The following is a 21,255-nucleotide window of genomic DNA, read 5'->3' as shown; positions in this document are numbered from 1 at the left end:
AGGCCTCGATCACGTGCCCGTGAACGTGCCCGGCTTCTCCGTCACGGGTCCGGGCACGCCCACGGAACGTGAACGGATGACGGGCGCAAGCGGCGCTCGCGCCCTTCAGTCCCCGATCACCGCCGCATCCCGCGGATCCACGATCCCGCAGTCCTTGATCTTGTAGAGCAGCGCCTTGTAGCTGATCTGCAGGCGCTTCGCGGCCTTCCGCTTGTTCCAGCCGGTCCGCATCAGGGCCCGCAGGATCGCCTCGCGCTCCGCGATGCGCGCGGCGCGGCGGGCGACGTCCTTGAGCGGCGCGTCCTCCGGGAGCGTCGCGTGCAGCGCCGCGTCCGGCCGCACGACGTTGGCCGCGCCGTTCGTCGCGGCGGGCGTCGCGGCGCCGGGGACGGCGGCGGCCGTGTTCGGCGGGCCGAGCTCGCCGAGCACCATCGCCGGATCGCGCAGCACCACGAGGCGCCGGACCAGGTTCTCCAGCTCGCGGACGTTCCCGGGCCAGTCGTAGGCGTGGAAGCGATCCATCACCTCGGGCGGGATCGCCTCGAGGCCTCCCCGGTACCGGGCCCGGTACTTCTCCACGAAGTGACGCACGAGCGGCCCGATCTCCTCCTTGCGCTCGCGGAGCGGCGGGACGCGCACGGTGACGACGTTGAGCCGGTAGAAGAGGTCCTCGCGGAAGGCGCCCTGCCGGATGGCCGCCTCGAGGTTCCGGTTCGTCGCGACGACGACGCGCGCGTCCACGCGGACGGACCGCTTGCCGCCCACCCGGTAGAACTCCTCGTCCTGCAGGACCTGCAGCAGCTTCGCCTGGAGCCGCGGGTCCATCTCGCCGATCTCGTCGAGGAAGATCGTGCCCTGGTGCGCGAGCTCGAACTTGCCGGGCTTCTCGGCGTGCGCGCCGGTGAACGCGCCCTTCTCGTGCCCGAACAGCTCGCTCTCGAGCAGCTCGCCCGGGAGCGCGGCGCAGTTGATCTTCACGAACGGGCGCGCGGCACGCCGGCTCGTCGCGTGGATCCGGCGCGCGATCACGTCCTTGCCCACGCCGCTCTCGCCGACGAGCAGCACCGGGACGTCCGTGTCGGCGATCCGCTCGACGAGCTCCCGGACGCGGTGCATCGCGCCGGAGAGGACGGGCAGCGCAGCGACGGGGTCGACCTCGGCGTCGGGCTGCGGCCGGGAGGCGGCGACGTCCGGGGCGCGCCGCGCCGGCCCGTCGAGGGCGCGGCGGAGCACGAGGTCCAGCTCGCCCGGGTCGAACGGCTTCGGCAGATAGTCGGTCGCGCCGAGCTTCATGGCGCGGACGACGTCCTCCGCCTGGGAGAGCGCGGAGAGCACGATCACCGGCACGCGCGGATCGCGCTCGCGGATCCGGCGGAGCACCTCGAAGCCGTCGGGCTCCGGCATCACCAGATCGAGCAGGACCGCGTCCGCGCCGGACGCCTCGAGCGAGGCGAGCGCCTCGGCCCCGCCGGCGGCGGCGCGGACCCGGTACCCCGCCGCCTCGAGGAAGGCGGAGAGGGCGGTCCGGGCAGCGTCGTCGTCCTCGATGACCAGCACGCTACAGTCGTGGTCCATCGCTTTTCCGTTCGTGGGACGGGACGTTGCCCCGCCGAGAACTTGGAACGACCACCGCGCGCCGGCACCGGCCCGAACGCGGCAGCGGGCGGACGAGCAGCCGGGCGGGTGTCCTCGGCTCGCGCTCGGGGCGCTTCCGTGCCATATCCCCCGCGTGCGCCTCTCGCGTCCGCGCGTCCTCGTCCGGGCCGCCCTCCTCCTCGTCGGCGGCGTCTTCATGCTCGTGAAGGCCCTCGAGGCGCGCCGCGCCGCGGCCGACGCCGGATCCGGCGCGCTGCTGCTCCAGCGCGTCGCGCTCGTCGAGGCGCTCGTGGGGATCCTGGCGCTGGGGGCGTCGGCGATGGCGGTGCTCGCGCTCCGGGGGCGCAAGCGGACGCACTCGCTCCGGCTGCGCGACCTCGATCCGCCGCGCCGGTGAAGGAGCCACCCCGGTCAGGGAGCCGGCCCCGCCGGGACGCGCCGGCCCCCGCGCGCGGTGCGAGGCTCTCGCGAGGAGGTCCTCGCATGCGCGTCCTCGTCGCCGTCGCCGCGGTATTCGCGCTCACGGCCTGCCCGCACCGGCCGCAACCCCCACCCGAGCAGAAGGCCGGCCTCACCGCCCCCGCCGTCGCGCCCGCACCCGCGCCGGGCCTGGTGGACGGGGCGACCGCGAAGCGGCTCGTCGCCGGAGGGGCGCGCCTCGTCGACGTCCGCACGCCGCAGGAGTACGCCGAGGGCCACCCGGCCGGCGCCGTGAACATCCCGTACGACGAGATCGCGCGGCGCGCCGCCGAGCTCGGCGGGCCCGACACGGGCGTGGTCGTCTACTGCGGCACGGGCCGCCGGAGCGGGATCGCCGCGCACACGCTCCGCGACCTCGGGTACACGAGCGTCTACGACATGCAGCGTGTGACGGCCTGGCCGGAGGACGGCGGCGCCGGGCCCCTGGCTCAGTAGATCCGCGCGACCTCGGCGCCGGAGTAGTACGCGCGCAGGATCTCGCGGTAGCCCTGCCCTGCCGCGGCGCGGCCGACGGCACCCCACTGGCACATGCCGGCGCCGTGCCCCCATCCGCCGCCGCGCAGCACGAACGCGTCGCCGTCCCGGTCCACGACGAACATCGCCGAGGGGAGGTTGCGGAGCAGCCGCCGGATCCGGAGCTCGCCCGCGACCTCCGCGGCGCCCGCGTCCCCCTCGACGACGAGCAGGCGCGCGCGGCCGGAGACGCCGCGGGATCGGACGGACAGCGCGCGCACCCGACCGACGCCGAGCGGCGCCACGAGCGCGTCCAGCTCGGCGGGCTCGAAGCGCCGCTCCCACCGGAAGTTCCGCGCCGCGGCAGGCTTCCGGCAGTACGCCGGCCCCGGATCGGCGAGGAAGGCCCGCAACCGCGCCTCGTCCTCGAGCCCGCCCTGGAACCGCCGCGCCTGCTCCGGCGGGAGGTCCGGGCGCCCTCGCAGGCTCGCCGACGGCGCGTTGCCCCACACCTTGTCGTTGTCCTCGCCGTGCCCACCGCACGTCGCGGAGTACACGGCGTCGACGAGGGTCCGGTCCGCCTTCCCGAAGAGCGCCTCACCGCGCGTCGCGCGGACCGCCTCGTCGGTGCGAGCCGTGCGGGCGCCGTCGCCGCGGTACGCCTGGCAGTGGACCTCGGCGCAGAGCATGAACGGATCCGTGAGGTGGCGCGCGCCGATCTGCGCGAGGACGTTCGAGCGCGCGGTCACCGCCTGCGCCTCGAGCGCCTGGAGCGGCGAGGACGCCGGCATCTCGCTCGGGACGAGGCCGCGCAGCAGCTCCTCGAGGGGCACCCCGTGGACGGCCGCGAGGGCGCCGCCGGCGTCGAGGGTCACGTACAGCCGGCCGACGTAGGCTCGGTCCTCGCGGGCGCGCACGGCCGGCCCGCGCTCGTGCTCCACCCCCTCCACGACGAACCCGGCGTCGTCCTGCACGAGCACGGTGAGCGCCGCGTCCGCGGCGCCGAGCGGCGCGCCGCCGTCGCCGAGAAGCTCGAGCCGGCCGCCCGGGCGGCCGACGATCTCGGAGTGCAGGAGGGCGAACGCGCCGGTGCGCGCGCGGACGTCCTCGACGGCGGCGCGCGCCGCCGCCTCGGTGCCGTCCGACTCGGCGAGGAGCAGCTCGCGCCGCCCGTCCACGACGCGCCCGGCGATCCCGTACACGCCGCCGATGACGCGCGTCGTGACCCGGACGCCGCGCGCCTCGTAGCTCGCGCGCTGGGCGTCGAGCCGCCCGCGCTCGGCGATGGGCGCCTCCGCGAGGAGCGCGTGCCACGCGATGACCGCGGGCACCGCGTCGCGCGCCCGCACCCGCAGCCGCGCGCCCGCCGGCACCTCGATGGCGGAGCCGCCCCGAAGGAGCACGCGCGCGGGGCCCCGCGGCCGGAACGCGATCTCGCGCTGGCCCTCCATGAGGCGGATCGCGACGAGCGGCTCGCCGCCCGCGGCGAACTCGAGCCGGTGCCCCCAGAGCAGCTCCATGGGGTCGGACAGATCGGCGAACGGCGGAGGCGGAGGAAGGTCGGGCGCGGGGAGCGGCGGGGGGAGCTCTGCCCCGATCGCCGTCGGTGCCGACGGCGTGCCCGTGACCGTGCCCGTGCCCGTGAACGTGCCCGGCTTCTCCGTGCCCGTGTCCCGAGTCCCGTGGCCCGTGGGCCCTGGCCCGCCAGCCGTGCCCGCCGCACCGTCGGTCGCGTTCGGGTTCGCGTTCGGGTTCGCGTTCGGGGTCGTTTCCTGGGAGTCCCTCTCCCCGGGGCCGCTCGCCGTCGCCGTCGCGTTCGCAGTCGCCGCGTTCCCGGTCGCGCCCGTCCCGGCGCGGTCCGGCCCGCGGCCGGTCGCACAGGCGACGACGAGCAGGATCGCCGCGAGACGCGCGCTGCTCACGGCGAGAGGCGCCGCTCCTTCTCCGCCGCGAGCGTCTCGAGCTCCGCCGCCGCCGCGCGCTGGGCCGGCGTCGCGGCAGGGTCGCGAAGCGCCTCCGCGGCGCGGAGCAGGCGATCGCGCTCGCCCTCCTCGCGGGCGCGCAGCGCCGTCACCATCGAGGCGACCTCCTCGCCGAGGTCGACGAGCAGATCGCGGGCGCGGAGCGGGCGGGGCGTCGAGAGGTCTCCGTCGGCGACGCGCCGGCACGCGCGCCCGAGCGCGTACGCCGGCCCGGCGATCCGGTGCGTGATCACCACCGCCGCCGCGAGCAGGCAGACGAGGACGAAGGCGAGGGCGATCGCGACGAGCACGATCCGCACTCGGTCCTCGCCGGCGAGCGCAGGGCCGACCGACGCGTCGAGCTCCGTCGCGGACAGCTCGAGGATGGCGCTCGTCTCGCGCCACGCGCGCCAGAGGAGGTACCCGAGCCCGATGGAGAGGACGGCCGCGACGGCGAGCAGGTAGCTCGCGAGCCGGAGCTGGAGCCCGGTGTCGAGGAGGTAGTTCCGGACGCGCCGCGAGGAGCGGCCCGGCGCGGCCGCGCCGTCGGGCGGCGCCGGGGTCGCGGGCGCGTGGGTCGGGGCGGCGGTTCCGGGCTCCATGGTGGGTCCGTTCTACCTCTCCCCGAGGCGCGCGGCGAGATCCTCGCTGAGCGTCCGGGCGGCGGCGTCGAGCGCACGCACGGCGTACGCGATGCGCTTGTCGGGCGAGAGCCGCCCCGAGGCGGACAGGCGGGCGCCACCCTGCACCATCGCCGCCATCCGGCCGCCGGCCTCCACCGCGACGAGGGTCGCGGAGACGGCGACGATCGTCTTTCCACCGGCGTCGGAGACGTCGACGCGCAGGACCGACGGCTTCAGCCGGAGGCCGCCCGAGGCGGCGACGGTGAACCCGGCGGCGCGCAGGTGCTTGCCGAGGGCGTCCCGGAGCGCGGTGCGCGCCTCGCGGCCGCCCTCGCCCGCCGCATCCTCGAGGGAGACGACACGGGCGCCGGCTGCGGCGGCCGGGAGCGCCTCGAGCGCGCGGGCGGCGGCGGCGCGGACCGAGTCGTCCGGATCGGCGTCGCGCGCGCCCTCGAGCGCCGGGCGCGCCGCGGGGTCGCCGATCCGGCCGAGCGCCGCGGCCGCGGCGATGCGGACCGCGCTCGCCTCGTCGTTCGCGAGCGCGCCGCGGAGCGCGGGCACCGCCGCCGTGACGCGCCCTTGCCCGAGGACGAGGGCGGCCTGCACGCGGACCTTGAGCGACGGGTCCTCGTGCAGCGCGCGGATGGCGCGATCCGCCTGGGGGTCGGCGCGAGCGATCGAGGTGAGCGTGGCGAGGAGGAGCGCGACGAGCGGACGGCGCATGTGCCCGGCAGCTTACGACGCGACCCGCCCGTGCGGGTTGGTTCGCGTCACTCCTCCTCGCGCCTACCTCCGCACCCCCACGCCCACCGCACCGCCGGCGAGGCGGCGGAAGGCGCGGTGAAGGCGCTCCGTCACCGGCCCGGGCCGCCCCGCGCCGACGGCGCGCTCGCCGAGGCGCGTCACGGGCACGATCTCCCGCATCGTCGAGGTGATGAACACCTCCTCGGCGCGCTCGAGGTCCTCGGGCCGCACGGAGGTCTCGTCCACGGCGACCCCCTCGGCCCGGGCGATCCGCAGCACCACCCCGCGCGTCACGCCCTCCAGGATCCCGGCCGCGAGCGGCGGCGTCCGCAGCCGCCCGCCGAGGACGGCGAAGACGTTCGACGACGATCCCTCCGTCACGAAGCCGCGGTCGTCGAGCAGGAGCGCCTCGTGGGCGCCGCGCGCGCGCGCCTCCCTCACGGCGAGGACGTGGTTCAGGTGCGCGCCGGTCTTCGCGGACGGGTCCACCACCGCCGGCGCCTCGTGCCGCACGCCGACCACGACCACCTTCACGCCGTCCGCGTAGGCGCGCGCCGGCGGCCCCTGCAGCGGCTGGACGATGACGACGGCGGTCGGATCGACGGCGAGCGCCGGGTCGAGGCCGATCTCGCCCGCGCCGCGCGTCATCACGACGCGCGCGTACCACTCGCCCACGTTCCAGGGCGCCGCGCCGGGATCGGACGGCGGATCCCCGCCCGCCGCGCGCGCCGCGTCGAGGGTGCGCCCGAGCTCGCGCGCCGTCCGATCCGCATCCCATGGCAGCGCGAGCCCGATCCGCTCCGCCGAGTGCGCGAGCCGCGCGAGGTGGTGGTCGAGCTCGAACGGCGCGCCGCCGTACGTGCGGATCACCTCGTAGACGCTGTCGCCGTACAGGAACCCGCGATCGAAGACCGAGACCCGCGCCTCCGCGGGCGGGACGATCGCGCCGTCGACGTTCACCAGGGTCGCCATGCCCCATCCTTAGCGCCCGGCGGGCGTGCCGTGCGCCGCGTCGTCCGATGCCCGCCCGCGGCCGGCCGTCAATCGCCCCGGGGGCGCGCCGGACCCGGCCGCGCACCCGGGCTGGGGATCCCTGGACCCGTCCGGAGATCCCCGAGTGATCCCGGCCGTTTTCTTGACCGGAGATCTCCGGGTGATATCTCCCGACATCGATGGAACCGTCCGTCGAGTGCACGCACTGCAAGGTGGTGATGACCAGCTGGTCGGCCCCCGGGAGCCCGATCCGCTACTACCAGTGCCCGTTCTGCGCCCGCACCCACTCGTCGCTGTACGGCGAGGTGTTCCGGCGCCGCGCGGGGGCCCGCGTGCTCGACGGCGCGCCGGCACCCGCGACCGCATCGCGCGCGTCCGGCATCCCGATGGCCTCGCCCGAGGACATCCGCTGGGCCGGCGTGAAGCAGACGGCGGCGCGCTGGTTCGCCCGGCTCGAGGCCGACCAGCGCCGCAACGGCGGTGGAGCCCGCCCCGCACGCCCGCCCCGCGTGGCCCACGCGCCGCGCGCGCCCATCGCGGACGACGTGCCCGAGATCGATCCCGACGAGGTGATCGAGATCGCCGCGCCTCGCCGCGCGCGCGGCCGATGAGGCTCACCGGCCGCTGCCGCGCGCTGCGCGGGCTCGCGTGTCTCCCGCCGTGGACGGTGAACGCGGGCCTCGTCGCCGGCGACGCGCGGACGCTCGTCGTCGACACCGGCGCGAATGCCGCCGCGGCCGAGACGATCCTCGGCTACGCCGAGGCCCTCCGGCCCGGCAACGCGCTCGTCGGGGTCGTCACCGAGCCGCACCTCGACCACATGCTCGGCGTCGCGACGCTCCGCGCGCGGGGGATCCCCGTTCACGGCCACCCGCGCGCATCGCGCGCGCCGGCGGACCTCGACGCGGAGATCGCCGAGTACGCCACGTCGATCGTCGATCCCGCCCGCCGCGACGCGGGCGAGGCCGCGGTGTTCTTCGCGGGGACGCGGCTCGAGGACCCGGACCGGCCGCTCGCGGGCGAGACGGCACTCGACCTCGGCGGCGTCTCCGTCGAGCTCCTCTTCACGCCCGGCCACACGCCCGCGAACCTCTGCGTCTGGGTCCCGGCGGAGGGCGTCCTCTTCTCGGGCGACACGGTCGTCGAGGGCTATCTCCCGAACCTCGAGGCGGGCGGCCCCGCGGAGTGGTCCGAGTGGCTCCGCTCCCTCGACCGGATCGCGGCGCTCGCGCCGCCGATCCTCGTGCCCGGCCACGGCGGCGTGCTCCGCGGACCGGCGGTGCAGGCCGGCATCGCCCGCGTCCGCGTGATCCTCGAGCGGGCGCTCGCGACGGGGCGTCCGCCGACGGGCCCTCGAGCCGCGCCCCGGTAGTCGCGACGCACGGAAGGCGGCGGGCGCCGGTGGCGCGGCGGCGGAAAATCGGTAGTGTACGCGTGCCGGCGTCGCCGGCCTGCGGAGATGCAGCGGGGCGCTAGCTCAACTGGCAGAGCAGCGGCCTTTTAAGCCGTTGGTTCCGGGTTCGAGTCCCGGGCGCCCCAACCTCCAGCTACCTGACTTCGTTGTGCTGCTCCGCGGGGGACGGCGCCGTCTCCCCCACGTCTCCCCGCGCCTGCTCGTCGTCGCGCCGGTCGTCTAGGAGCCGGATCGCGGCGTCCTTGGCGGCCGGGGACAGGTGCATGTACCGCAGCGTCGTCGCGAGATGCTGGTGGCCCGCCAGTTCCTGGATCGCCTTCGCCGGCGCTCCGCGCATGGAGAGGTGCGAGCAGAAGGTGTGACGCAGGATGTGAAACGCTCCCGTCGCCTCCAGCCCGGCCTGCCGCTGCGCCCGCTCCATCCAGAGGTGAACGGCCTTCTTGCCGATGGACGTACCGTCCTCGTGGCAGAGGACGCGCGGGCCTCGCAGGTGTCGGTGCGCCTGCAACGCGGCGCCAAGCTTGCTCGTCATCGGCACTCGTCGGGACCGGCCGCCCTTGGGGTCGTGACGTGGCCATCCCACTCGCTCCGCTGGACGTGGACACTGCGCCTCTTGAAGTCGAGGTCAGGCCACTCCACTAGCGGCCCGGTGCGCCCGCTGCTCGTCGCCATCTTCGGGTGGGTCGCGGAGCAGGAAAGAGCCCAGCTGATCGAGAGGGTCCACGCTGGCCTGGAGCGCGCCCGCCGCGAGGGGAAGGTCTGGGCCGCCCCCGGACCTCCATCGTGCTCCTGCGGGCCGCCGCGGAGCTCGTGGGGCACGGGACGAGCGTCGCCGCAGCCGCCAAGGCCAAGGGCGTCAGCCGGGCCGCCCTGTACCGACACCTGTCCGAAAACTCCATCGCGCGGCTCGGGGAAAACTAGCCTCTTGCCGCGCGCCCCGACCCGGTCGCCGCGTCGTCTCAGAAGCACTTGGTTCTGAGACTCGGCCTGCTCACGTCGGGTACAGTACCGTCGTGCCCCGCTCTCCTCTTCGGGAACTGATCTGGCTCGCAGCTGGGCTGACGATCATGGTTGGCTGGAGGTTTGGGCTTCACGGCGCCGGCATGGCCGTTCCGCTGTTGGCTGCCGTGGCCGCGTCGCTGCTGATGGCATCGTGGCTGCGACGGTGGGCAACTCACGCCCTCCCGCGCGCGACCGACGCGGCGTTCCTCTCGTCGTTCCAGTGCCCCGACGACCGCGTGAAGGAAGTGATCACAGCTCGGGCGGACATCGCGCGGGTGGTAGGCATCCCGGCCAGCCGGCTCCTTCCAGATGCGCTCCTTGGCGAGCTGACTGCTGCAACGACATGGTTCGGCTCGGGCGCGTTGGCGCTCGACGAGCTGCAACATCGGATCAACGATCGTACGGGCCGCGATGCCCGCGACGTGGCACTGATGACCGTTCGCCAGGTGGTCATGCTCCTAACAGACCTGGACGCGTAACCTCCCCGGCCTTTCGCCGCTTGGGTCCCATCCGCCAGTTCGTCTTGTTGGTCGTCGCCGGGCACGTAGGACACCCCCCGGGCTTTCGCCGTGATGGGACTCCTAGACGGTGGACCTGCGAGCCCGTCGCCGGAACGGCAGGGCGCCCCGCGGCCTGATCGCGCGCGGGCCCATCCGACAGTTATTCTTCTCGGTCATCGCCGGGCACGCCCACAACCCGGTGACTTCGCCGCGATGTGACTGCTGGGCCGGTGTACCTGCGCGCCCGTCGCCGGTCTGGAACGCCCGCGCCGCGCGGCACGTAGGAAGAACACTTCCTGACCAGTCCCGGGTCCTGCTCATCTGGACGGCGTTCGCGGTTGATTCGCGGCGACCATCTTTTCTGGCCGGCTACGAGATGAACTGGAGGAACGACCGCGCGATCCTGCGCACGACGCGGATCCGGTCGAACTGGAGCGCGACCTCGTGGTCCATCCGCACCAGCGGGTACTCGCCCCCGCGCCCGCGCTCGTTCATGTCCAGGCAGACGGGGTCGTAGAACGCACCGTCCACCGACATCCCGATCTGCACGTATCCTGCCTGCAGCAAGACCGTCGCGAGGGTGCGATCCGCGAAGATGCGGCGCGCCAGCTCGTCCTCGCCGGTGGGCTCGCCCTCGTTCGCGAAGAGGTGCGCCGGGCCGAGGTCGAAGGCGGCGAACGCATACCTCGTCACGAGCGAACGGAAGGAGGGCGGGAAGGGCCGCGGAAGCCGCACCTCCAACTCGCCAATCCACGGCGCCGCCGAGATGGGCCGGATCGCAACCGAGAGGGCGTTCATGCGCGCCACGAACGTGTCGATGGCCTCGTCGGTGCTTGGGCCGGTTGCCATCTCGCGAGGCTACCAGCACCGGCCCCTCGCCCGCCTTCTTCTCGCAGGGGCCCACCTCGACGGTGTCCTCGCAGTCCGTCGCCGGGCTACACCAGCGGCCCCGTGCGCCCGTCGTCGCCATCTTCGGGTGGGTGGTGGAGCAGGGCGGACGAGGCTGATCGAGCGGACCAACGCCCGCTGGAGCGGGCGAGACGCGAGGGGAAGCGGCTGGGGCGTCCGAGGGCGTTCGCGCTCAAGGTGGCCGCCGCCGTCGAGCGGGTCCGCGCCGGAACGTCCATCCGCGAGGCCGCGGACGCTGTCGGCGTAAACAGAGAGACCGTGCGGCGCGCCGTCCTCGCCGGGTGACAGAAGAAGACCCTCTCGCCGAACGGCGCGACGCGCGCGCCGGCGGACAGCCGCCACCGTGACAGCGAAGCGGTCGCCATCGTGTCGCGTCCGGGCCGGCGCGCTACGATGATGGGGTGACCCGTCCCGAGCAGCGCGAAACCGAGCGCCGGCACATCGAGGAGTTCCTGCGCCTCGCCGGCATCACCGCGACCTCGTTCGACCAGCCCGACCCGCCCGACGCGATCCTCACCATCGATGGACGCCGCGTTGCCGTCGAGCACTGTGAACTGTTCGAGCGAGACCTCGCGGAGAACAGATCCAACGTTCTCGCGCTTGAGGGCCTTCTGACCAAGGAGCTGAAAGCCAGCGGATTGTGCCTCCTCGTTGGCATCGGCGCTAATGCGGCTTCGCCGGCTTTCCGGAGGCTCCGCACGGTCGAGCGGCTCGCGAAGCGCCTCGCCGCGCTCGCGCTGGCGCACAAGGACGACACGCCGTTCCGGCCGGGCATCCCCTGGATCGAGGCTCAAGGGTTCCCCGAGATCGTCATGATCTCGGTCCAACGCAGTGATGAGCCGTTGGCCATCGTGAGCCCGTCGTTCTGGGGCCCGGGGACCGAGTCGATTGGAGACGCCGTGATGCGCAAGGAGGCGAAGCTCGGCCGTTACCGGGCGCTCGTCGATGACGCGTGGCTGCTCCTCGTCACCGGGGTGAACTGGACGCAGGCAACAGACTCTGTGATCACCAGCGGCCTGCAGGTCGAGTCCGGGTTCGACGCCGTCTACTTGCTCGATTTGCGGGAGAGCGTAGTGCAGACGCTGAAGAGGAGTTGTCTACGCCCGGAGTGACCCCCCGGGCTTTAGCGCGATGGGACTCCTAGACGGTGGACCTGCGAGCCCGTCGCCGGGAACGCAGCGGCATCCCCCGGCCTGATGGCGCTCGGGTCCCATCCGTTAGCTCTTCTTGTCGGTCGTCGTCGGGCGCGGGGAACGGCCCCCGGGCCCCGTGGCCGCGCGAAGGTACGGCGGAGTCAGCGGCGCGGCGCGGTGATCGCCTTCAGGATCTCCTCCTGAGCAGCGACGACGCCTGCGATCGTTTCCTTCTGCGTGATCGCCGGGGGGTACCAGTGCGCGAAGTAGATGATGAGCGTCGTCGGATCGGCGAGCTCGCGCTGGACGCGCACCGAAGCGGCTCCGGTCGGCGCGACGGTGACCTCGACCTCATCGCGGTACCGGCAGGTCACGAAGCCGCAAGGGACACGGTCCGGGCGCACGAGCTTTTCGGTCCGAAGGAGGCCGCGCTCCCGGTCGACGTTCGTCACCTCGAACCCCCGGCGTTCCAGCTCGGACTTGGCGAGGCCCCAGATCTCGTCGCGCCGACTCGCCTCGTACGCTGCGCGTGCCGGCTCGATCTTGGCGCGGAACGGCATCGCACACCCCGCGAGGCAGAGGACGGCGAGAAAAGAAACCAGGCGCATGCACGACTCCGTGAGGTGGACGCGCAGACTACCACGCGCAGTCAAGCGGCGGGCCGCGAACGCGGGATGATGCACAACCTCTCGAATCGGCGCGCACCCGTCTCCCCCACGTCTCCCCGCGCTCGGTCGAGAACCGTGGAGAGCCGTTGGGTCGCGTGGACTCGCTCATCTACCGGGAACCGCTGGGACGCAGGGCTTCGAGCGAATTTGGCGTGCGCCGTCAGCCACTCAGGTTACCTGCATCCAGCGGGTTCGAGTCCCGGGCGCCCCGACCGCCCGAGCCGGCGCGCGAGGCGCGCGGTCGCCACGTTACCAGAGCACGCTCCGAGGACCGCGCGAGCGAGGTCAGGGAGCAAAATTTCTCCACCGCAACATCACCTTGAAGGACAGCCAGATCAACAGCAGTTCTCGGTGCGCGAGCAGCGTGCCACCGACAACACCCAGCGTCACCAGCCACCTGTGCCGCCCGTGCTCAACTACGACCCACGCGGCCAACACGAGCATCAAGGCGAAGAGCGACCACCGCGCCTCATCCCACCAGGTCGTTGGGCATGGCTGGTAGTACGCCACCCGCGACGCGGCATAGGCCAGCGCGAACGAGGCCCACGACAACACCTTGGTTGTCCGACCGCGGCGGTCAGATGCCGGTGGTGCTTGATCGACTTCAGCGTCCCCCATGATTCGGCGGAGATTACCGTCGGTGAGCATGCGCCACAACCTGACGCGGTTCGCCGAGACCTCCCGAGGGTAGGTCGAGGCGTGTAATAGAACGTCGGGGCGACGCACTTCCCGAGCATCACTTCTCGCTCGACGGCGCAGCTACGACGAAACGTGGCTTCCTGGGCTGGCTTCGGTCGAAAGACTCGAAGTGCTCGTGTCCGAAGCGGTCACCGTGGACCTCGAGTTCCTCAGCAGCGTGAAGCAGGAACTTCGCAAGGCGTCGCAACGTCGCGGGGTCTGGCGGCGACGGTGACCTCCTCCAAGGTCATCGGGAAGTCCGCTTCAGATCCCTCTTGGTAGCCGTACAGCGTCATTGCGCACCGGGTCGTCCTGCTCGGTGACGGATCACGCAGCAGCCTTCCCTTCACTTTCCTGATCGACTTCACCACGACCTTCCCCTCCGTGAACGTTTCTGGTTCCGTCTCGACCTGCTCACGAAGAGCCGCGAGAACAAGGCGCTCAAAGCCCTCGGCGCGGTGACGATCGTGCAGGTGTGGTTCGTCTTCGGAAGCTACTTGTGGGGCGAGATGCTGCTGGGCTTTCCGGCGCTGAAGAGGGAGGCGATCCTCGCGCTCGGCGCGGTGCTACTCGTCGCGAACTACGTCGTCCTACGACGGCGCGGCTGGGAGGAGTTCGAGAAGAGATTCGCGCTGTGCTCCGCGCGTTCGCGGCTGGGATGGTTGGCCGTCGCGGGCACCGCCAGCGTCGCGGCATTCTCGGTCTTTCTTGGCGCAGGCACCGCGGCCCGCTCCGGGCGCTGAAACCGTGCCGCGCGCTCGTCGGGTGAGCGCCGCTTCAGGAGTCACCGTCATCTTGGAGACGAGCCGCGGCATTCTCCGAGACGCTGGTTCCCTCACCGAGAACCCCGCGATCTCCACCCCGAGGGCAGCGCGTCGCCGCCACGACGGTTTGAACATCGCCCTCGCCCCCGTAACCGGTCGGTCCGACCCCGCCGCCTCACCTGTCGACGCCGATCCTCGCGAGCTCGGTCGCGAGGACATCCACGAACGCGCGCACCTTCGGAAGGACGTGGCGCGACTGGAGCGAGAGCACGTGGATCGGGAGCTCGTCGCACGCGGCGTCGGCGAGCACCTCCACGAGCTGCCCGCCGGCGCGGGCCCGCGCCATCGTGAAGTCGCACATCCAGGCGAGCCCGGCGCCGTCGATGGCCAGGTCGATCAGGGCCTCGGCGCTGTTCACCACGATGCGCCGGCTCGGCGAGAGCTCACGGACCTTCGTTCCGTCCCGCAATCGCCAGGGGAGGAGCCGGCCGTGCAGGGCGAGCCCGAGTCGCTCGTGCGCTGCGAGCGCATTCACGCTGCGTGGCGTACCCCTGCGCCGCAGGTAGCTGGGCGCTCCGCACACGCTCATCCGGGTCCGCCCCAGCCGCCGCGCGATGAGGCCCGAGTCCTCGAGCGCCCCGAGGCGCAGGGCGAGGTCGATCCCGTCCGAGACGAGGTCGGACGGATGATCACGTAGCGTGAGCTCCACCTGCACGTCGGCGTAGCGCGAGGTGTAGCGCACGAGGGCCGGCAGGATCACGTGGCGGCCGAGGATCGAGGGCGCCTCCACCCGCAGGAGGCCTGCGGGACGCTCCCGCAGGCGCGACATGGCCTCCTGAGCGTCCTTGAGCTCGCGGAGCGCGCCGCGGGAGCGCTCGAAGAAGGCGCGCCCGTCCTCCGACAGCCGGACCGCCCGCGTGGTCCGGTTGAAGAGGCGCACCCCGAGCTCCTCCTCGAGCTGGGCGACGCGCCGGCTGAGCGCGGACGGGCTGAGCCGCAGCCGCTCGGCGGCGAGCGTGAAGCTCCCGAGCTCGGCGGCCTCCACGAACGCCTCGATGTTCCCCAGCCGATCCATCGCGCCTCCTTCGCGCCGCACGGATGATGCGTGCGTGCGACGCACAAGTCATGTGCATCCTAGGCTCTGGCTTGCGCGATCCGCACGACATACCTCACTGCCATCCCCGTCGCGGAGCGCATGGCGCGCGGCCGCGCACGGGAGAGAGAGGTGCAACCACCATGTCCGCCCCCGTCGCTCCGAACCCCCACGCGCGAGCGCTCCTGTCCGGCGCGCTCGCCACCCTCGGCCTCACCGCGGCGCACCACGCCTATGGCGCCGTGCGGTACGCCACGCCCTGGCGGCTGCACGGGGCGATCGTCGCCCTCGGGATCGGTCTCGTCATGGCGGGCGTGTCATCCGTATATCGGAGGCACCTCGACACGCCGCTCGGCCGCCTCGCCGGCTGGGCGCTCGCGATCATGGTCCTCGTCTTCCCGGTGCTGGTCATCGGCCTGTTCGAGAGTCTCTACAACCACGTCGCGAAGGACGTGCTGTTCTTCTCCGGCGCGCCGCGCGACCTCCTCGCTCGGATGTTTCCGCCTCCGACCTACGAGATGCCGAACGACGCCTGGTTCGAGCTCACCGGCGTCCTGCAGGTGGTCCCGGCCGCGCTCGCCTGCGGCGCGTTGCTCCGGTTCGTGCGGGCGCTGCGCGCGGCGGGAAGGATGGTTCGCCCACTCCGTGCCGGAGCGACCGGATGAAGGGACGGACCACGCGCACCGACGCGCTGGGGTCGGCGAGCAGGGGTTACGCCTCGCGCGCAGGCGGGAGGTTCGCGCCCGGGCGCGGACGGTGCATCTCGGCGGGAGGGTCGTCTCGTCAGGACGCTCGTTCTCGCCTCTTTCGCACGGCCGGTCGCCGCCGCGTCGTCGCGCCTCGGCGCGACGCGCCGGAGTCGTGCGCAGGATAGGAGGAGACACAGAGCGCGACTCCTGCCTTCGCGAGCACAGCGAGATCGTCAGGCGAAAACCTCGTGCTGAGGACGAACCATCGGGCATCGGGCATCACCCCGATGTCGAGCTCCGAGGTCGCGCCCGCCTTCCTGGCCTTGCGCAGGGCGGGCGTCATCGTGCGGATCTTCTCGATGCAACGTCGCACGACGGTCGAGCACTTCGCGCCGCTGCCGAGGTCGACCGCGAACCCAGATTTCGAGCGCGTGCGGCCACGCAGGAACGGGTCGCCAGCCCGCCAGACGTCGTAGGGCTTCACCTCGGGATGCGCCGCGAGCAGCGCGTGCGGGTCGAACGTGGGTGACCCGACACGCAGGACCGGGACGAACACCGTCGTGTCCTTCATGGCGCGATCATCTCCGAGGACCGCCCGACGTGCCAGGTGCATGTACCCGCGAGGCCCTTCAGAACGTCCTAGCGCCGCCGCGCGGGACGAGGCGCCGCTCCGGTTCCGGCTGCCGGGCGCCACCGGGAGCACCGTGACGGAGGTCTTCTCGCCCTGACCGCGTGGCGCCGGGGCGCACACGCCGAGCGTCCCGGCGCCCCCAGCACCGCGGCCTGCACGTCCCCGACTCCAACCTCGAGCCACGCCAGGGCGTCGCGGATCAGAGGCACTCACCGATGACGCCGCACATGACCGCGAGTGCGGCGAGTATCGCGTACACCGTTCCGATGGCGCCCGCGGCGAGCGCGACGCCGACCCGGAGCCGCGGTCCACGCCGGCGGAGCAAGACGAGGGCACCCAGCGCCGCCGAGGCCGGAAGCCCGAGCCCGACGATCTCGCCGACGGCGGGCTCGGCTACCGACCGCAGCAGCGGCCCCCCAGCTTTCGCGACCGCGAGCGTCAGCGTGAACGCGACCGCGACGGCGAGCAGTCCGGCGAGGGGAGCACGCGGGAAGCGCGCCTGCAGCGCCGCCCCGCCCACGCTGACGACGACCACCGACGCGAGGGCGGCTAGGAGGGCTGCCGTGGAGGGAAAGAACATCGCACCCGGATCATACAGTGCCGTGGGCGGGCATGGGGGTTTCCCCGCGGGTGCGTGTTCACCCGCAGAGCATGCCGTGTGTACCTGCTACGGTTTGCGCTCCGAGGGGGACCGATGAACCGACTCGTGACGATCGCGGCGGCGCTGCTCGTGGGCGCATGCGGCGGAACTTCGAATGATCCGGTCGACCCGCCGCCCATCGATCCGCCGGCGAACATCCATGCTCCGCCGGTGGACCCGACGCCGGTGAGTCCGGTCGAGGCAGGCTGGACGATCCAGGGCTCCACGATCACGTGCCCGGGTGCCGACTACTCGGGCCGCGACGAGGCGCAGTGGCTCTGCCGGTGGAAGTGCGGCGTCCTCGCGCCGGCGACGGAGCCGCAGCTCGTGCTCGTGTACTTCTGCGACTATGGCGGAGTCTGGGACGTGTGCATGTCCGGTGGGTATCAGACGACGTGCTGCCTCCCTCCCGCGCCGTAGCGGTTCGGCCCGCCCCCACGATCGCTGTCCCCTGCTGGCGCGGTCGGGCACAATCGCGGGGTGGACGACGTGATCCGCTACCGCTGCGAGCTGACGTCGGAGCTCCTCGACCGCGCCGAACCCGAGCTCGACGCGGCCCTGTGGACCTTCAACGAGCGGGTGTACGAGGCGACGCGGCGGCGCATCCCGCGGCGGGCGCTCCGGATCGCGGGGATGGCGCTCGCCGCCGCCGGGATCCTCCGCGCCTGGGCGCTCATCGTCCTCACGCCCGAGTGCTCCCGGAGATCGCTGGCGCTGCCCTACGCGTCCCTCCCGCTGTTCGTCATCCTGGGCACCGTCTTCGCGTTCGAGCGGTCCTTCACGGTGAGGCTCCGCGCCCGGATGCGCGCGGTGACGGCGCGGCGCGCCCACCGGCTCCTCGAGGCCGTGCGCCGGCATGCGCCGTACGAGACCGAGTACGTCTTTTCCGGCACGCGCCTCGAGGCTCACGCCTCGAAGCTCGCGCTCCACCGCGTGACCGAGCTCGGCTCCATCCAGGAGGCGATCGCCGGCGACCGGCTCGCGTGCCTCTTCACGCGGCGGTGGCCGGGCCGCCTCCGGCGCGTCGTATGGCTCCCGGATCCCGCCGCGCGGACCGCGGTGCTCGCGGCCCTCCGCCGGGCAGGCGTCGCGGTCACCGAGCTTCGATCGTGACACACGCGGCGGATACCCCCCAGCACGAGCGCGTGAGGTCGTGCCCGCGACCGTCTCGGCACGCGTCCCGCCCGGCAGCCAGCGCCCAGCCCCGCTTCGCGATAGGAACGGACCATGCCCGCTCCGAACATCCGGAACAGACACGAGGCCGCCGTCCGCGGGATGGCGCTCGGCTACCCCGAGGCGCACGAGGACTTCCCCTGGGACCACCGCGCGATCAAGGTCCGCGGCAAGACGTTCGTGTTCCTGAGCAACGGCGAGCCGGGGCTGAGCGTCTCGGTGAAGCTCCCTGCGAGCGCAGAGGGCGTGCTCCAGCTCCCGTACTGCGAGCCCACGCACTATGGCCTCGGCCGGAGCGGCTGGGTGACGGCGACGTTCGGGCCGCGGGACGCGGTCCCGATGGACGCGATCCGCTCGTGGATCGACGAGAGCTACCGGGCGGTCGCGCCGAAGCGGCTCGTGGCCACGCTGGCCCCGGCTGGCGCGGCCGCTCCCGCGAGGAAGCGGCTCCGACCGTCGCGGCGTCCCTCACGGCCGGGTCGTCGGGCGGAGTGAGGCTGCGGACGGTCGCCGCCCTACTTCTCGCCGCGAGACGGGTCCTCGTCGAGCTCGGCCTTCCTGGTGCCGGCGCTCCGCTCGGCGACCTCCCCGGCCTCCTTCTGCGCTTCCCGCGGCGGCAGCCGCTCGAGCGGCGGCGCCTGCCGCGCCGTCTCGTCGTCCGCGCCGCCCGGCGTCGGGCCCGGCCCTCCCGCGACCCCCTGCGTCGGCCCGAGGTCCTCGCTCGGCGGTCCACCGTATGGCATGCGCCACCTCCGGACGACAATCTCGGGAGCCCCGGCCCGCCCCGGAACCCCGGCGCGGCTCAATCCATCCGCACGTCCAGCACGACCGGCCGGTGGTCCGAGGCGACCGAGACGTCGGCGCCCCCGGTGACCTCGACCGAGAGCACCGCGCCGGCGGACGCCCGGGGCACGGCCAGGTGGTCGAGCACCTCCCGCCGCCCGCCGTCCGCCCAGGTCCACGTCGCGTCCAGCGGACCGGCCGCCGCGGGCTCGACCCACGCGCCGTCCCCGAGCAGCGGCGCGAGCGCGGCGCTCCCGGAGCCGTCGTTCAGGTCGCCGCCCGCGAGGACCTTCGCGCCGCTCGCAGCCGCGGCGTCCGCGAGCTCCCGGAGGCGCGCCGCCTGCGCCGCGCGCCGCGTGCCGTCGTCGGAGAGCGCGGAGCTGAAGTGGCTCGCCACGACGACGAGCCGGCGACCGCCGCCCGCGTCGACGTGCGCCTCGACGCAGTCGCGCGGCCAGAGGGGGCGCCCGTCGCCGTCGCGATCTGCCTGGTGGGAGACGTAGGCGAGGACGGCACGCCGGGAGAGCAGCGCGACGTCGATGCCCCGCGGATCGGCGCCCTCGACCAGCCGCGCCTCCGGGTAGCCGGCGCGGGCGGCGAGCGCCGCGAGGATCGCCGCGTTCTCGACCTCCTGCAGGACGACCACGTCGGCGTCCACCCGGCGCAGCACCGCCGCGACGCGCTCGAGCTTCGTCTCGACCTCCGCAGGAGACGGCACGAGATCGCGCTCGCCGGGAGGGACGACGCGGTCCTCCGCGTCGAACAGGTCGTGCACGTTCCAGGTCGCGACGCGGAGCACGGGCGGGGACGCCGGGGCGAGGTCGGCGCCGCTGCCCGCCGGAGGCCCGCCGCAGGAGAGGAGCGTCAGCAGCGCGAGGACACAGCGGGCGCGCGAGCATCGGTCCATGGGCCGCGCTCCATGCAACGGCGGCGCCGCCGCTCCGGGCAGGAACGGGAGGGAGGGTCGGGTACGCGCCGCGGACGCCGCGTGCGTCCAGCGGCCCGGGCGACGTCGCTCGACGCGACGTCGCCGGGGGCGGTATCCTCCGCGGCGTTCGGGCGGGCTCACCTTTGCTACGGAAAACCATGCGCAGGCTCGTCATCGTCGGAGCGGGTGCGATCTTCCTCTTCTCGGGCGTCTGCATCCTGATCATCGCGATCGCGACCGACCCGGACCGGAGCGCCGCGCCCGTCGCGCCGGTGAGGACGCGCGCAGCCGTGAGCGACGGTCCGCTCCAGCACGCGCCGCCCGACGTCGCCACCTCCGGCGGGCTCGCCCCGATCCCCACGTACCCGGTCCCGGCCGCGTACCCGCCCCCCGCGGCGCCGCCGGACGCGGCGAGCCCGGCGGACGGCTCGCCGCTCCCGGCCTACCAGGCGGAGCGGGCCGTCGATCCGGCCACCTACCGCGACCGCCGCCGCGCCGAGATGCTCGACTCGCTGAACCGCCGGCGCGCGCGGCAGCGAACCCCGGACGACGAGTAGCGCGCCGGAGCGCCCGCTGGCGCCCTTCGACTCCGGGCGGCTGCGCCGCCCTACGCTCAGGGCGAACGGAACTCCGCTGCCCGCCGCACCTGCGGAGCGAGCGGAACTCCGCTGCCCGCCGCGCCTGCGGAGCGAGCGGAACTCCGCTGCCCGCCGCGCCTGCGGAGCGAGCGGACCCGCTACCGGGCCGCGCGCCGCGGCTTCGCCCCGCCCGCGTAGAGCCCCTCGCGAAGCGTCCCCAGCATCCCCGCCTCCATCGACCGCGGGTCGACCGGCTGCAGCCGCCGCTCCATGGCGCGGGTGAGGATCTTCCGGTGGGGCAGCGCGTCGAGCCGGTCCGAGATGAACGGCAGCGGCGCGTCGTCGAAGCGCCACCCGAGCCGGTCGAAGCGGCGCAGATCGAGGAGCCCGGAGAACGCGCGGAGCGTCTTCTCGCCGGCCGCGTTGAAGTACAGCTCGAAGTACGAGAGCACCAGCTCGCGGAGCGTCCGGTAGACGGGCTCCCGGAAGCGCAGCCCGACGAAGTTCGACTTAGCGATCGCGCCGAAGTAGCCATCCACCCGGTACACCGCGAGCACGTGGTCGTCGTCGCGGACGGCCCACATGTCGAGGAGCAGCGGCGGGTGCCCCAGCTCCGCGAGCGCCGCCGCCGCGAAGATCGCGCCGTCGTAGCAGTGCGCGCGGCCCTCAACGAGGACCTTGCGGGGGCAGGCCGCGCGGTCCTCGGCCCGGTACTGCAGGCCGTCGAGGTACGCCTGGATCCGGGCGGGCGTGGAGAGGCGGCGGAGGACGGCGCGCTCGGCGCGGGTCCAGGCCGCGGCGGGGCTCGCGGAGGGGCTCATG

At 73.6% G+C, this 21,255-nt stretch carries 29 protein-coding genes and 1 tRNA gene; 14 read left to right on the top strand and 16 right to left on the bottom strand.

Going from position 1 to position 21,255, the window contains the following annotated elements; translation table 11 throughout:
* Positions 1-105: 105 nt before the first annotated feature.
* Positions 106-1,575 carry a sigma-54-dependent transcriptional regulator gene (locus AMOR_RS25150; protein ID WP_248355256.1) on the bottom strand — a complete coding sequence of 490 codons (1,470 nt, stop codon included), beginning with the start codon at positions 1,573-1,575 and terminating at the stop codon, positions 106-108.
* A 154-nt stretch (positions 1,576-1,729) separates the two neighbouring features.
* Here AMOR_RS25150 and AMOR_RS25145 point away from each other — a divergent pair, with 154 nt between their 5' ends.
* Both AMOR_RS25145 and AMOR_RS25140 read left to right on the top strand, forming a co-directional pair.
* Positions 1,730-1,993: a hypothetical protein gene (locus AMOR_RS25145; protein ID WP_248355255.1), complete on the top strand. Its 264-nt coding sequence runs from the start codon at positions 1,730-1,732 to the stop codon at positions 1,991-1,993.
* Positions 1,994-2,079: 86 nt separating this feature from the next.
* Complete coding sequence (locus tag AMOR_RS25140; protein WP_248355254.1) at positions 2,080-2,511, top strand: rhodanese-like domain-containing protein; 432 nt, start codon at positions 2,080-2,082, stop codon at positions 2,509-2,511.
* Here the strand turns inward: AMOR_RS25140 and AMOR_RS25135 are convergent.
* The 4 genes from AMOR_RS25135 to AMOR_RS25120 all read right to left on the bottom strand — a co-directional run bounded on the left by AMOR_RS25135 (position 2,505) and on the right by AMOR_RS25120 (position 6,829).
* The gene (locus AMOR_RS25135; RefSeq protein WP_248355252.1) at positions 2,505-4,451 is read right to left on the bottom strand and encodes a SpoIID/LytB domain-containing protein; all 1,947 of its coding nucleotides are present in this window, start codon (positions 4,449-4,451) and stop codon (positions 2,505-2,507) included. The two genes, AMOR_RS25140 and AMOR_RS25135, sit on opposite strands and share 7 nt — an antisense overlap.
* Positions 4,448-5,092 carry a hypothetical protein gene (locus tag AMOR_RS25130; RefSeq protein ID WP_248355250.1) on the bottom strand — a complete coding sequence of 215 codons (645 nt, stop codon included), beginning with the start codon at positions 5,090-5,092 and terminating at the stop codon, positions 4,448-4,450. The genes AMOR_RS25135 and AMOR_RS25130 overlap by 4 nt, the downstream gene beginning before the upstream one ends.
* 12 nt (positions 5,093-5,104) lie before the next feature.
* Positions 5,105-5,836: a HEAT repeat domain-containing protein gene (locus AMOR_RS25125; protein ID WP_248355248.1), complete on the bottom strand. Its 732-nt coding sequence runs from the start codon at positions 5,834-5,836 to the stop codon at positions 5,105-5,107.
* A gap of 63 nt (positions 5,837-5,899) precedes the next feature.
* On the bottom strand, positions 5,900-6,829 hold the full coding sequence (locus tag AMOR_RS25120; RefSeq protein WP_248355246.1) for an aminotransferase class IV: 930 nt from the start codon (positions 6,827-6,829) through the stop codon (positions 5,900-5,902).
* Between the two features lie 200 nt (positions 6,830-7,029).
* Here AMOR_RS25120 and AMOR_RS25115 point away from each other — a divergent pair, with 200 nt between their 5' ends.
* The 3 genes from AMOR_RS25115 to AMOR_RS25105 all read left to right on the top strand — a co-directional run bounded on the left by AMOR_RS25115 (position 7,030) and on the right by AMOR_RS25105 (position 8,389).
* Entirely contained in the window at positions 7,030-7,461 is a 432-nt protein-coding gene (locus AMOR_RS25115; RefSeq protein WP_248355244.1) for a hypothetical protein, read from the top strand.
* Positions 7,458-8,222, top strand: a complete 765-nt coding sequence (locus AMOR_RS25110; protein ID WP_248355242.1) for an MBL fold metallo-hydrolase — start codon at positions 7,458-7,460, stop codon at positions 8,220-8,222. The genes AMOR_RS25115 and AMOR_RS25110 overlap by 4 nt, the downstream gene beginning before the upstream one ends.
* A gap of 94 nt (positions 8,223-8,316) precedes the next feature.
* Positions 8,317-8,389: transfer RNA gene (locus tag AMOR_RS25105), tRNA-Lys, on the top strand.
* Positions 8,390-8,397: 8 nt separating this feature from the next.
* Here AMOR_RS25105 and AMOR_RS25100 read toward each other — a convergent pair.
* The gene (locus AMOR_RS25100) at positions 8,398-8,796 is read right to left on the bottom strand and encodes a tyrosine-type recombinase/integrase (RefSeq protein ID WP_248355240.1); all 399 of its coding nucleotides are present in this window, start codon (positions 8,794-8,796) and stop codon (positions 8,398-8,400) included.
* Here AMOR_RS25100 and AMOR_RS29895 point away from each other — a divergent pair.
* Together AMOR_RS29895 and AMOR_RS25095 are read left to right on the top strand one after the other, a co-directional pair.
* Complete coding sequence (locus AMOR_RS29895; RefSeq protein ID WP_404800915.1) at positions 8,692-9,243, top strand: recombinase family protein; 552 nt, start codon at positions 8,692-8,694, stop codon at positions 9,241-9,243. The genes AMOR_RS25100 and AMOR_RS29895 overlap by 105 nt on opposite strands.
* 34 nt (positions 9,244-9,277) lie before the next feature.
* A complete protein-coding gene (locus AMOR_RS25095) occupies positions 9,278-9,745 on the top strand; it encodes a hypothetical protein (RefSeq protein WP_248355238.1) in 468 nt (155 codons plus the stop codon).
* A gap of 390 nt (positions 9,746-10,135) precedes the next feature.
* Here the strand turns inward: AMOR_RS25095 and AMOR_RS25090 are convergent, their stop codons facing one another.
* Positions 10,136-10,615 carry a hypothetical protein gene (locus AMOR_RS25090; RefSeq protein ID WP_248355236.1) on the bottom strand — a complete coding sequence of 160 codons (480 nt, stop codon included), beginning with the start codon at positions 10,613-10,615 and terminating at the stop codon, positions 10,136-10,138.
* A gap of 461 nt (positions 10,616-11,076) precedes the next feature.
* Here AMOR_RS25090 and AMOR_RS25085 point away from each other — a divergent pair, with 461 nt between their 5' ends.
* Entirely contained in the window at positions 11,077-11,787 is a 711-nt protein-coding gene (locus tag AMOR_RS25085) for a hypothetical protein (RefSeq protein ID WP_248355234.1), read from the top strand.
* Between the two features lie 182 nt (positions 11,788-11,969).
* Here AMOR_RS25085 and AMOR_RS25080 read toward each other — a convergent pair whose 3' ends face one another.
* The 3 genes from AMOR_RS25080 to AMOR_RS29935 all read right to left on the bottom strand — a co-directional run bounded on the left by AMOR_RS25080 (position 11,970) and on the right by AMOR_RS29935 (position 13,362).
* On the bottom strand, positions 11,970-12,491 hold the full coding sequence (locus AMOR_RS25080; protein WP_248355232.1) for a hypothetical protein: 522 nt from the start codon (positions 12,489-12,491) through the stop codon (positions 11,970-11,972).
* A 270-nt stretch (positions 12,492-12,761) separates the two neighbouring features.
* Positions 12,762-13,124 carry a hypothetical protein gene (locus AMOR_RS25075; protein WP_248355230.1) on the bottom strand — a complete coding sequence of 121 codons (363 nt, stop codon included), beginning with the start codon at positions 13,122-13,124 and terminating at the stop codon, positions 12,762-12,764.
* A gap of 88 nt (positions 13,125-13,212) precedes the next feature.
* Positions 13,213-13,362, bottom strand: a complete 150-nt coding sequence (locus AMOR_RS29935; RefSeq protein ID WP_449658175.1) for a hypothetical protein — start codon at positions 13,360-13,362, stop codon at positions 13,213-13,215.
* A 250-nt stretch (positions 13,363-13,612) separates the two neighbouring features.
* On the opposite strand from AMOR_RS29935, the gene AMOR_RS25070 reads away from it, so the two are divergent.
* Positions 13,613-13,897 carry a hypothetical protein gene (locus tag AMOR_RS25070; RefSeq protein WP_248355228.1) on the top strand — a complete coding sequence of 95 codons (285 nt, stop codon included), beginning with the start codon at positions 13,613-13,615 and terminating at the stop codon, positions 13,895-13,897.
* A 196-nt stretch (positions 13,898-14,093) separates the two neighbouring features.
* Here the strand turns inward: AMOR_RS25070 and AMOR_RS25065 are convergent, their stop codons facing one another.
* Complete coding sequence (locus AMOR_RS25065) at positions 14,094-14,993, bottom strand: LysR family transcriptional regulator (protein WP_248355226.1); 900 nt, start codon at positions 14,991-14,993, stop codon at positions 14,094-14,096.
* A 161-nt stretch (positions 14,994-15,154) separates the two neighbouring features.
* Between AMOR_RS25065 and AMOR_RS25060 the strand changes: the two genes are divergently transcribed.
* Positions 15,155-15,676, top strand: a complete 522-nt coding sequence (locus tag AMOR_RS25060) for a hypothetical protein (RefSeq protein ID WP_248355224.1) — start codon at positions 15,155-15,157, stop codon at positions 15,674-15,676.
* Between the two features lie 118 nt (positions 15,677-15,794).
* On the opposite strand, the gene AMOR_RS25055 is transcribed toward AMOR_RS25060, so the two are convergent.
* Positions 15,795-16,271 (bottom strand): hypothetical protein, encoded by a 477-nt coding sequence (locus AMOR_RS25055; RefSeq protein WP_248355222.1) that lies wholly within the window; start codon positions 16,269-16,271, stop codon positions 15,795-15,797.
* Between the two features lie 259 nt (positions 16,272-16,530).
* A complete protein-coding gene (locus AMOR_RS25050) occupies positions 16,531-16,911 on the bottom strand; it encodes a hypothetical protein (RefSeq protein WP_248355221.1) in 381 nt (126 codons plus the stop codon).
* A 114-nt stretch (positions 16,912-17,025) separates the two neighbouring features.
* On the opposite strand from AMOR_RS25050, the gene AMOR_RS25045 reads away from it, so the two are divergent.
* The 3 genes from AMOR_RS25045 (at position 17,026) to AMOR_RS25035 (ending at position 18,639) form a co-directional block, all read left to right on the top strand.
* Positions 17,026-17,391, top strand: coding sequence for a hypothetical protein (locus AMOR_RS25045; RefSeq protein ID WP_248355220.1), 366 nt, complete (start codon positions 17,026-17,028; stop codon positions 17,389-17,391).
* A 60-nt stretch (positions 17,392-17,451) separates the two neighbouring features.
* A complete protein-coding gene (locus AMOR_RS25040) occupies positions 17,452-18,084 on the top strand; it encodes a hypothetical protein (RefSeq protein ID WP_248355219.1) in 633 nt (210 codons plus the stop codon).
* 114 nt (positions 18,085-18,198) lie between these two features.
* On the top strand, positions 18,199-18,639 hold the full coding sequence (locus AMOR_RS25035; RefSeq protein ID WP_248355217.1) for an MmcQ/YjbR family DNA-binding protein: 441 nt from the start codon (positions 18,199-18,201) through the stop codon (positions 18,637-18,639).
* 20 nt (positions 18,640-18,659) lie between these two features.
* On the opposite strand, the gene AMOR_RS25030 is transcribed toward AMOR_RS25035, so the two are convergent.
* Together AMOR_RS25030 and AMOR_RS25025 are read right to left on the bottom strand one after the other, a co-directional pair.
* Entirely contained in the window at positions 18,660-18,887 is a 228-nt protein-coding gene (locus tag AMOR_RS25030) for a hypothetical protein (RefSeq protein ID WP_248355216.1), read from the bottom strand.
* Positions 18,888-18,946: 59 nt separating this feature from the next.
* Positions 18,947-19,834 carry an endonuclease/exonuclease/phosphatase family protein gene (locus AMOR_RS25025; protein ID WP_248355214.1) on the bottom strand — a complete coding sequence of 296 codons (888 nt, stop codon included), beginning with the start codon at positions 19,832-19,834 and terminating at the stop codon, positions 18,947-18,949.
* A 179-nt stretch (positions 19,835-20,013) separates the two neighbouring features.
* Here AMOR_RS25025 and AMOR_RS25020 point away from each other — a divergent pair, with 179 nt between their 5' ends.
* Complete coding sequence (locus AMOR_RS25020; RefSeq protein ID WP_248355212.1) at positions 20,014-20,412, top strand: hypothetical protein; 399 nt, start codon at positions 20,014-20,016, stop codon at positions 20,410-20,412.
* 179 nt (positions 20,413-20,591) lie between these two features.
* Here the strand turns inward: AMOR_RS25020 and AMOR_RS25015 are convergent, their stop codons facing one another.
* A complete protein-coding gene (locus tag AMOR_RS25015; protein WP_248355210.1) occupies positions 20,592-21,254 on the bottom strand; it encodes a hypothetical protein in 663 nt (220 codons plus the stop codon).
* Position 21,255: the final 1 nt, after the last annotated feature.

This window comes from Anaeromyxobacter oryzae (assembly GCF_023169945.1).
GTDB lineage: Bacteria > Myxococcota > Myxococcia > Myxococcales > Anaeromyxobacteraceae > Anaeromyxobacter > Anaeromyxobacter oryzae.
This window is presented reverse-complemented; position numbering and strand designations above follow the sequence as displayed.

Excerpts from the sequence above, each read along its gene's own strand:
- AMOR_RS25150 (WP_248355256.1), bottom strand. The coding sequence starts at position 1,575 with ATGGACCACGACTGTAGCGTGCTGGTCATCGAGGACGACGACGCTGCC.
- AMOR_RS25140 (WP_248355254.1), top strand. The coding sequence starts at position 2,080 with ATGCGCGTCCTCGTCGCCGTCGCCGCGGTATTCGCGCTCACGGCCTGC.
- AMOR_RS25130 (WP_248355250.1), bottom strand. The coding sequence starts at position 5,092 with ATGGAGCCCGGAACCGCCGCCCCGACCCACGCGCCCGCGACCCCGGCG.
- AMOR_RS25125 (WP_248355248.1), bottom strand. The coding sequence starts at position 5,836 with ATGCGCCGTCCGCTCGTCGCGCTCCTCCTCGCCACGCTCACCTCGATC.
- AMOR_RS25120 (WP_248355246.1), bottom strand. The coding sequence starts at position 6,829 with ATGGCGACCCTGGTGAACGTCGACGGCGCGATCGTCCCGCCCGCGGAG.
- AMOR_RS25115 (WP_248355244.1), top strand. The coding sequence starts at position 7,030 with ATGGAACCGTCCGTCGAGTGCACGCACTGCAAGGTGGTGATGACCAGC.
- AMOR_RS25110 (WP_248355242.1), top strand. The coding sequence starts at position 7,458 with ATGAGGCTCACCGGCCGCTGCCGCGCGCTGCGCGGGCTCGCGTGTCTC.
- AMOR_RS25100 (WP_248355240.1), bottom strand. The coding sequence starts at position 8,796 with ATGACGAGCAAGCTTGGCGCCGCGTTGCAGGCGCACCGACACCTGCGA.
- AMOR_RS25090 (WP_248355236.1), bottom strand. The coding sequence starts at position 10,615 with ATGGCAACCGGCCCAAGCACCGACGAGGCCATCGACACGTTCGTGGCG.
- AMOR_RS25075 (WP_248355230.1), bottom strand. The coding sequence starts at position 13,124 with ATGCTCACCGACGGTAATCTCCGCCGAATCATGGGGGACGCTGAAGTC.
- AMOR_RS25065 (WP_248355226.1), bottom strand. The coding sequence starts at position 14,993 with ATGGATCGGCTGGGGAACATCGAGGCGTTCGTGGAGGCCGCCGAGCTC.
- AMOR_RS25060 (WP_248355224.1), top strand. The coding sequence starts at position 15,155 with ATGTCCGCCCCCGTCGCTCCGAACCCCCACGCGCGAGCGCTCCTGTCC.
- AMOR_RS25055 (WP_248355222.1), bottom strand. The coding sequence starts at position 16,271 with ATGAAGGACACGACGGTGTTCGTCCCGGTCCTGCGTGTCGGGTCACCC.
- AMOR_RS25050 (WP_248355221.1), bottom strand. The coding sequence starts at position 16,911 with ATGTTCTTTCCCTCCACGGCAGCCCTCCTAGCCGCCCTCGCGTCGGTG.
- AMOR_RS25045 (WP_248355220.1), top strand. The coding sequence starts at position 17,026 with ATGAACCGACTCGTGACGATCGCGGCGGCGCTGCTCGTGGGCGCATGC.
- AMOR_RS25035 (WP_248355217.1), top strand. The coding sequence starts at position 18,199 with ATGCCCGCTCCGAACATCCGGAACAGACACGAGGCCGCCGTCCGCGGG.
- AMOR_RS25030 (WP_248355216.1), bottom strand. The coding sequence starts at position 18,887 with ATGCCATACGGTGGACCGCCGAGCGAGGACCTCGGGCCGACGCAGGGG.
- AMOR_RS25025 (WP_248355214.1), bottom strand. The coding sequence starts at position 19,834 with ATGGACCGATGCTCGCGCGCCCGCTGTGTCCTCGCGCTGCTGACGCTC.
- AMOR_RS25020 (WP_248355212.1), top strand. The coding sequence starts at position 20,014 with ATGCGCAGGCTCGTCATCGTCGGAGCGGGTGCGATCTTCCTCTTCTCG.
- AMOR_RS25015 (WP_248355210.1), bottom strand. The coding sequence starts at position 21,254 with ATGAGCCCCTCCGCGAGCCCCGCCGCGGCCTGGACCCGCGCCGAGCGC.